Origin of the sequence: Streptomyces sp. NPDC056948, assembly GCF_042674225.1 — a bacterium.
GTDB lineage: Bacteria > Actinomycetota > Actinomycetes > Streptomycetales > Streptomycetaceae > Streptomyces > Streptomyces purpurascens.
Window position 1 is genome coordinate 1 of the sequence record NZ_JBHUQX010000415.1, and the last position, 8,252, is coordinate 8,252.

The following is an 8,252-nucleotide window of genomic DNA, read 5'->3' on the forward strand; positions in this document are numbered from 1 at the left end:
GTCCAGCCGAGCTCCTCGGCCGCCCGGGCCGCCGAGGCCACGGCCCGCGGGGCGTCGCCGGGGCGGCGCTCCTCTACGAGCGGCGGCCGCCGGTCGCCGGTGACCTCGCCGATGACCGTGATGAGTTCGCGCACCGAGACGCCCTCACCGCGGCCGATGTTGACCGTCAGGTCGCCCGTGACGCCCCCGTCGGAGAGCCGTCGGGCCGCCGCGAGATGCGCCTCGGCCAGGTCGGCGACGTGAATGTAGTCACGGATACAGGTGCCGTCCGGGGTCGGGTAGTCGTCGCCGAAGATCCTCGGCGCCTCGTCGCGCGTCAGCCGGTCGAAGACCATCGGGACGATGTTGAAGACACCCGTGTCGGCCAGCTCCGGCGCCGCCGCGCCCGCCACGTTGAAGTAGCGCAGACATACGGTGGAGATCCCGTGTGCCCGGCCCGCCGCCCGCACCAGCCATTCACCGGTGAGCTTCGTCTCGCCGTACGGGTTCACCGGCGTGCAGGGCGTGTCCTCCGTGATGAGGTCCACACCCGGGTCGCCGTACACGGCCGCCGACGAGGAGAAGACGAAGCGTTCGATGCCGGCCCCGGCGGCCGCGTCCAGCAGGGTCACCAGACCGCCGACGTTCTCCCGGTAGTACCGCGTCGGCCGGGCGACGGACTCGGCGACCTGCTTGCGCGCCGCGAGATGCACCACACCCGTCACACCGTGCTCGGCGAACACCCGTTTCAGCAGCTCACCGTCGAGCGACGACCCCTGCACGAGCGGGACGTCCTCAGGGAGCCGCGCGGGCACCCCGGCCGAGAGGTCGTCCAGCGCGAGGACGCGCTCCCCGGCCTCGGTCATGGCCCTCGCCACATGTGCCCCGATGTAGCCGGCCCCGCCTGTGATCAGCCAAGTCATGGTCGCTCACCCTATGCCGCCACGACCGGGCCCCACGCAATGTCCCCGATGTCCGGTCTGGGGGGCGCGGTTTGTGGGGCGGGCCCCGGATCCACGATGATGATCGCGGCAAAGGCTTGTGCGAACCACGTTGATCGATCTGCCTAACAGGCGGTGAACGTGGCCTTCCCGGTATCCGATAGCCTCTGCCGACATGCCGCCCGGGAGCCACCGGAGCGGGCGCCCCCACCCAGCACAGCACTGGCGCGGACGCGTCGGTACCAGGGAGTGAATTCGGTTGTCGACCGCCATCCTCACCGGTCAGCCGGTCCCCGGATCGTCGATCGAGGCCGATCTGCGGTCCCTCGGTTTCGACGTGCGGAGCGCGGCCGACACCGCCGAGGCCGAGACCCTGCTCGCCGCGGTGCCGGGCGAGGAGCGGGTCGCGCTGGTCGACGCCCGGTTCGTGGGGCATGTGCACGCGCTGCGGCTCGGCCTCACCGACCCCCGCTTCCCGCTCGCCGCGATCCCCGGAGCCGTCACCGCCCAGCCCGCCGGGCGCCAGGCCCTCACCCGGGCGATGGCCCGTGAGAACTCCGCGGGCGGCGGCACCACCCTGGTCGACAGCCTCGCCGACCGCATCCTCACGGCCCTGGACACCGACGGCACCGAGGTGCACCGCCCCGAGCTGGGCAGCCTCGTCGCCGCCGTCCCCGCCGACCCGCAGGCCCGCAACGAGGCACGGCAGGCCCTGACCGCCGTCGACGACGAGGCCGTACGCCTGAAGTCGGCCGTGAAGTCCCGCGACGGCTTCTTCACCACCTACTGCATCAGCCCGTACTCCCGCTACATCGCCCGCTGGTGCGCCCGCCGCGGCCTGACCCCGAACCAGGTCACCACCGCCTCGCTCATCACCGCCCTCATAGCGGCGGCCTGCGCGGCCACCGGCACCCGCGGCGGCTTCGTGGCGGCCGGCGTCCTGCTGATCGCGTCCTTCGTCCTGGACTGCGTCGACGGCCAGATCGCCCGCTACTCCCTGCAGTACTCCACGCTCGGCGCCTGGCTCGACGCCACCTTCGACCGGGCCAAGGAGTACGCCTACTACGCCGGTCTCGCGCTGGGAGCCGCCCGTGGCGGCGACGACGTCTGGGCCCTCGCCCTCGGCGCCATGGTCCTGCAGACCTGCCGGCACGTCGTGGACTTCTCCTTCAACGAGGCCAACCACGACGCCACCGCCAACACCAGCCCCACCGCCGCGCTCTCGGACAAGCTCGACAGTGTCGGCTGGACGGTGTGGATCCGCCGGATGATCGTGCTGCCGATCGGCGAGCGCTGGGCGATGATCGCGATCCTGACGGCGGCCACGACTCCCCGTATCACCTTCTACGTGCTGCTCATCGGCTGCGCCTTCGCCGCGACCTACACCACGGCGGGCCGGGTGCTGCGCTCCCTGACCCGCAAGGCCCGGCGGACCGACCGGGCAGCCGGGGCGCTCGCCGACCTCACGGACAGCGGACCGCTCGCCCAGGGCTTCGCCGAGGCGGTCAAGAAGCCCGCCGGCGGGCTGCCGGGCTTCACGGCCCCCGTCGTCGCCCTCCTCGGCGGCCTCGCCGTCGTCCTCACGGCCGCCCTGACCGGCTTCGGCGGACCGTGGCCGATCGTCGCCGCCGCCGTCTACGCCCTGACCTCGGGCCTCGCCGTCGCCCGTCCCCTCAAGGGCGCCCTCGACTGGTTGGTCCCCCCGTTCCTGCGCGCCGCCGAATACGGTACGGTCCTCGTCCTCGCCGCCAAGGCGGACGTGAACGGAGCCCTTCCTGCGGCTTTCGGGCTGGTGGCCGCGGTCGCCTACCATCACTACGACACGGTGTACCGCATCCGCGGCAACGCCGGAGCGTCCCCGGCCTGGCTGGTGCGTTCCATCGGGGGGCACGAGGGACGGACGCTGCTCGTCACCGTCCTCGCCGCGCTGCTCACCGCCTCGCAGTTCACGGTCGCGCTCACGGCTCTGGCCGTGGCCGTGGCCCTGGTGGTGCTCCTGGAGAGCATCCGCTTCTGGGTGTCCGCAGGGGCGCCCGCCGTACACGATGAAGGAGAACCCGCATGATCGGCCTCGTGCTGGCGGCCGGCGCCGGACGGCGTCTGCGCCCCTACACCGATGTCCTTCCCAAGGCTCTGGTGCCGGTGGGTCCTGCGGGTATAGAGGGCGAACCCACGGTTCTCGACCTGACCCTCGCCAACTTCGCCGAGGTCGGCCTCACCGAGGTCGGCATCATCGTCGGCTACCGCAAGGAGGCCGTGTACGCGCGCAAGGAAGCGCTGGAGCAGAAGTACGGCGTCAAGCTCACCCTCATCGACAACGACAAGGCCGAGGAGTGGAACAACGCCTACTCCCTGTGGTGCGGGCGTGACGCCCTCAAGGACGGGGTGATCCTCGCCAACGGCGACACCGTCCACCCGGTCTCCGTCGAGAAGACGCTGCTCGCCGCCCGCGGCGAAGGCAAGAAGATCATCCTCGCGTTGGACACGGTCAAGGACCTGGCCGACGAGGAGATGAAGGTCGTCGTCGACCCCGAGCGGGGCATGACGAAGATCACCAAGCTGATGGACCCCGCCGAGGCCACCGGCGAGTACATCGGCGTCACCCTCATCGAGGGCGACGCGGCCCCCGAGCTGGCCGACGCGCTCAAGACCGTGTGGGAGACCGACCCGCAGCAGTTCTACGAGCACGGCTACCAGGAGCTCGTGAACCGCGGCTTCCGGATCGACGTGGCGCCGATCGGCGACGTCAAGTGGGTGGAGATCGACAATCACGACGATCTCGCTCGCGGACGGGAGATCGCGTGCCAGTACTGACCCGGCTCATCCCCTCCCCGCTCGTCGTGGACATCCGCCCGGGTGCCCTCGACGACCTGGCCTGCGTCCTCGCCGACGAGCGCATCTCGCACTCCGGCCGCCTCGCCGTCGCCGTCAGCGGCGGCTCCGGCGCCAGGCTGCGCGAGCGGATCTCGCCCGGCATGCCCGGCGCCACCTGGTACGAGGTCGGCGGCGGCACCCTCGACGACGCGGTCCGGCTGGCGAGCGACATAAAGGCCGGCCACTACGACGCGGTCGTGGGGCTCGGCGGCGGCAAGATCATCGACTGCGCCAAGTTCGCCGCGGCGCGCGTCGGCCTGCCGCTGGTCGCCGTCCCGACGAACCTCGCGCACGACGGCCTGTGCTCGCCGGTCGCCACCCTCGACAACGACGCGGGTCGCGGCTCGTACGGCGTGCCGAACCCGATCGCTGTCGTCATCGACCTGGACGTCATCCGTGAGGCCCCGGTCCGATTCGTCCGCGCCGGCATCGGCGACGCCGTCTCCAACATCTCGGCGATCGCCGACTGGGAGCTGGCCAACCGCGTCAAGGGCGAGCGCATCGACGGCCTCGCCGCGGCCATGGCCCGCCAGGCCGGCGAGGCCGTGCTCCGGCACCCCGGCGGCATCGGCGACAACGACTTCCTCCAGGTGCTCGCCGAGGCGCTGGTCCTCAGCGGCATCGCCATGTCGGTGTCGGGCGACTCACGGCCGTCCTCCGGGGCGTGCCACGAGATCAACCACGCCTTCGACCTGCTCTACCCGAAGCGGGCCGCCGCCCACGGCGAGCAGTGCGGACTGGGCGCGGCCTTCGCGATGTGGCTGCGCGGGGCCCACGAGGAGTCGGCCTACATGGCCGAGGTGCTGCGCCGGCACGGGCTGCCCGTGCTGCCGGACGAGATCGGCTTCACGACGGACGAGTTCGTCAAGGCCGTCGAGTTCGCCCCGGAGACCCGGCCCGGCCGCTACACCATCCTCGAACACCTCGACCTGAACACCGAACAGATCAAGGACATCTACGCCGACTATGTCAAGGCCATCGGTAGCTGAACTACGCCCCGTCGTTCACCCCGCGGGGGTGAAGGACCGGCGCAGCGGTGAGCACTGGATGGGACGCCTCTACATGCGTGAGGTGTCCCTGCGGGTCGACCGTTACCTGGTCAACACCAGGGTCACGCCCAACCAGCTCACCTACCTGATGACCGTCTTCGGTGTGCTCGCGGCCCCGGCCCTGCTGGTGCCGGGGATCGCGGGCGCGGTGCTCGGCGTCGTCATGGTCCAGATGTATCTCCTGCTGGACTGTGTCGACGGCGAGATCGCGCGCTGGAAGAAGCAGTACTCGCTCAACGGCGTCTACCTCGACCGGGTCGGCGCCTACCTGACCGACGCCGCGGTCCTCGTCGGCTTCGGCCTGCGCGCCGCCGACCTGTGGGGCAGCGGCCGGATCGACTGGCTGTGGGCCTTCCTCGGCACGCTGGCCGCCCTCGGCGCCATCCTGATCAAGGCCGAGACTGACCTCGTCGGCGTCGCCCGGCACCAGGCCGGCAAGCCGCCGGTCCAGGAGACCGCCTCCGAGATGCGCTCCTCCGGCATGGCGCTGGCCCGCAAGGCCGCCGGCGCCCTGAAGTTCCACCGGCTGATCCTGGGCATCGAGGCATCCCTGCTGATTTTGGTGCTGGCGATCGTCGACCAGGCCCGCGGTGACCTCTTCTTCTCCCGGCTCGGCGTGGCCGTGCTGGCCGGCATCGCGCTGGTGCAGACCCTGCTGCACCTCGTGTCCATCCTCGCTTCGAGCAGGCTGAAGTGAGCGGCATGAAGGTCGGCGCGGTCATCATCACCATGGGCAACCGCCCCGACGAACTGCGCGCCCTCCTCGACTCGGTCGCCGAGCAGGACGGCGACCCGGTCGAGGTGGTCGTCGTCGGCAACGGCTCGCCCGTCCCGGACGTCCCCGAGGGCGTCCGCACCATCGAGCTGGCCGAGAACCTCGGCATCCCCGGCGGCCGCAACGTCGGCATCGAGGCCTTCGGCCCGGCCGGCCGGGACGTCGACGTCCTGCTCTTCCTGGACGACGACGGGCTGCTCGCGGGCCACGACACCGCCGCGCTGTGCCGCAAGGCCTTCGAGGCCGACCCGAAGCTCGGCATCGTGAGTTTCCGCATAGCCGACCCGGAGACCGGCGTCACCCAGCGCCGCCATGTGCCCCGGCTGCGCGCCGCCGACCCGATGCGCTCCTCGCGCGTCACCACGTTCCTCGGCGGAGCCAACGCGGTCCGCACCCGGGTCTTCGCCGACGTCGGCGGACTGCCCGACGAGTTCTTCTACGCCCACGAAGAGACCGACCTGGCATGGCGGGCCCTCGACGCGGGCTGGATGATCGACTACCGGTCCGACATGGTGCTGTACCACCCGACGACCGCTCCCTCGCGGCACGCGGTCTACCACCGCATGGTCGCCCGCAACCGCGTCTGGCTGGCCCGCAGAAACCTCCCCGCGCCGCTCGTCCCGGTCTATCTCGGCGTGTGGCTGCTGCTCACCCTCGTACGCCGCCCCTCCCGCCCCGCACTGCGGGCCTGGCTGGGCGGATTCCGCGAAGGCTGGACGACCCCGTGCGGACCCCGCCGGCCCATGAAGTGGCGTACGGTGTGGCGGCTGACCCGACTGGGCCGGCCCCCTGTCATCTGACAAGCTCGTATCCGGGAGTATCCGGGAGCACCCGGGCCGTACCCTGGCCCCCGGCTCATGCAGGCCCGCACAGGCCACGCATCTCGAAGACGAAAGTTTCCACTAGTGAGTGAGACAACGCACGATGCCCCGGTCGCGGTGAGCGCGTCCGCGGCGCCCGACGAGGGACTCACGGCGGGGGAACTCGCCGCCAGGCACGGGCTGAGCGTCAGCGGCGCCCGGCCGTCCCTCATCGAGTACGTCCGTCAGCTCTGGGACCGGCGGCACTTCATCCTCGCCTTCTCCCGCGCGAAGCTGACCGCCCAGTACAGCCAGGCCAAGCTCGGCCAGCTGTGGCAGGTGGCCACACCGCTGCTGAACGCGGCCGTGTACTTCTTCATCTTCGGCATGCTCCTGGAAGCCGACCGGGGCATGAGCCGCGAGGTGTACATCCCGTTCCTGGTCACGGGCGTGTTCGTGTTCACCTTCACGCAGAGCTCGGTGATGGCGGGCGTGCGCGCGATCTCCGGCAACCTCGGCCTGGTCCGCGCCCTGCACTTCCCGCGCGCCTCCCTGCCGATCTCCTTCGCGTTGCAGCAGCTCCAGCAGTTGCTCTTCTCGATGATCGTGCTGTTCGCCATCACGATCGGATTCGGCCACTACCCCGACCTGTCCTGGCTGCTGATCGTGCCGGTGCTCGTCCTGCAGTTCTGCTTCAACACCGGCCTCGCGCTGATCATGGCCCGGGCGGGCGCCAAGACCCCGGACCTCGCGCAGCTCATGCCGTTCGTGATGCGGACGTGGATGTACGCGTCCGGTGTGATGTTCTCCATCCCGATCTTCCTCGAGTCCAAGCCGGCCTGGATCTCGAACGTCCTGCAGTGGAACCCGGCCGCGATCTACATGGACCTGATGCGCTTCTCCCTCATCGACGACTACGGCTCCAGGTACCTTCCCGACCACGTGTGGGCGGCCGCGGGCGGCTGGGCCGTGCTGATCGCCGTCGGCGGATTCGTGTACTTCTGGAAGGCGGAGGAGAGGTACGGCCGTGGCTGAGCAGAAGCAGGAAGCGCGGATCCCCACCGTCGTCGCGGACGACCTGCACATCGTCTACCGCGTCAATGGCGCCAAGTCCGGGAAGGGCAGCGCCACCGCCGCTCTCAGCCGCATTCTGAAGCGGGGCTCCGACGACGAGGCGCGGGGCGTGCGCAAGGTGCACGCCGTACGCGGCGTCTCCTTCGTCGCCTACCGCGGCGAGGCCATCGGCCTGATCGGCTCCAACGGCTCCGGCAAGTCGACCCTGCTGCGTGCCATCGCCGGTCTGCTGCCCGCCGAGCAGGGCAAGGTCTACACCGACGGCCAGCCCTCGCTGCTCGGCGTCAACGCGGCCCTGATGAACGACCTCACCGGCGAGCGGAACGTCATATTGGGCGGCCTCGCCATGGGCATGTCCCGCGAGGAGATCAAGGACCGCTACCAGCAGATCGTCGACTTCTCCGGCATCAACGAGAAGGGCGACTTCATCACCCTGCCCATGCGCACGTACTCCTCCGGCATGGCGGCCCGGCTCCGCTTCTCCATCGCCGCGGCCAAGGACCACGACGTCCTGATGATCGACGAGGCCCTGGCCACCGGCGACCGCAAGTTCCAGAAGCGCTCCGAGGACCGCATCCGGGAGCTGCGCAAGGAAGCCGGCACCGTGTTTCTGGTCAGCCACAACAACAAGTCGATCCGCGACACGTGTGACCGCGTCCTGTGGCTGGAGCGCGGTGAGCTGCGGATGGACGGCCCGACCGACGAGGTGCTCAAGGAGTACGAGAAGTTCACCGGCAAGTAGACCGGATCGGCCAGGGCC

Annotated in this window: 8 protein-coding genes; 7 read left to right on the plus strand and 1 reads right to left on the minus strand. The window is 70.5% G+C overall.

Annotated elements, in window-relative coordinates; genetic code table 11:
• The coding region (gene galE / locus ACFTZL_RS36535) for a UDP-glucose 4-epimerase GalE (protein ID WP_382592190.1) at nt 1-902 on the minus strand (902 nt) is incomplete at its 3' end.
• 277 nt (nt 903-1,179) lie between these two features.
• On the opposite strand from galE, the gene ACFTZL_RS36540 reads away from it, so the two are divergent.
• The 7 genes from ACFTZL_RS36540 (at nt 1,180) to ACFTZL_RS36570 (ending at nt 8,234) form a co-directional block, all read left to right on the plus strand.
• The gene (locus ACFTZL_RS36540) at nt 1,180-2,985 is read left to right on the plus strand and encodes a DUF5941 domain-containing protein (RefSeq protein WP_382592193.1); all 1,806 of its coding nucleotides are present in this window, start codon (nt 1,180-1,182) and stop codon (nt 2,983-2,985) included.
• A complete protein-coding gene (locus ACFTZL_RS36545; RefSeq protein ID WP_382592195.1) occupies nt 2,982-3,734 on the plus strand; it encodes a sugar phosphate nucleotidyltransferase in 753 nt (250 codons plus the stop codon). The genes ACFTZL_RS36540 and ACFTZL_RS36545 overlap by 4 nt, the downstream gene beginning before the upstream one ends.
• Complete coding sequence (locus ACFTZL_RS36550) at nt 3,722-4,783, plus strand: iron-containing alcohol dehydrogenase family protein (RefSeq protein ID WP_189726015.1); 1,062 nt, start codon at nt 3,722-3,724, stop codon at nt 4,781-4,783. The genes ACFTZL_RS36545 and ACFTZL_RS36550 overlap by 13 nt, the downstream gene beginning before the upstream one ends.
• The gene (locus ACFTZL_RS36555; protein ID WP_189726014.1) at nt 4,761-5,540 is read left to right on the plus strand and encodes a CDP-alcohol phosphatidyltransferase family protein; all 780 of its coding nucleotides are present in this window, start codon (nt 4,761-4,763) and stop codon (nt 5,538-5,540) included. Before ACFTZL_RS36550 ends, ACFTZL_RS36555 begins: the two co-directional genes overlap by 23 nt.
• Nucleotides 5,541-5,545: 5 nt before the next feature.
• Nucleotides 5,546-6,418, plus strand: a complete 873-nt coding sequence (locus ACFTZL_RS36560) for a glycosyltransferase family 2 protein (RefSeq protein WP_382592206.1) — start codon at nt 5,546-5,548, stop codon at nt 6,416-6,418.
• Nucleotides 6,419-6,523: 105 nt separating this feature from the next.
• A complete protein-coding gene (locus tag ACFTZL_RS36565; RefSeq protein WP_382592200.1) occupies nt 6,524-7,453 on the plus strand; it encodes an ABC transporter permease in 930 nt (309 codons plus the stop codon).
• On the plus strand, nt 7,446-8,234 hold the full coding sequence (locus tag ACFTZL_RS36570; protein ID WP_382592203.1) for an ABC transporter ATP-binding protein: 789 nt from the start codon (nt 7,446-7,448) through the stop codon (nt 8,232-8,234). Before ACFTZL_RS36565 ends, ACFTZL_RS36570 begins: the two co-directional genes overlap by 8 nt.
• Nucleotides 8,235-8,252: the final 18 nt, after the last annotated feature.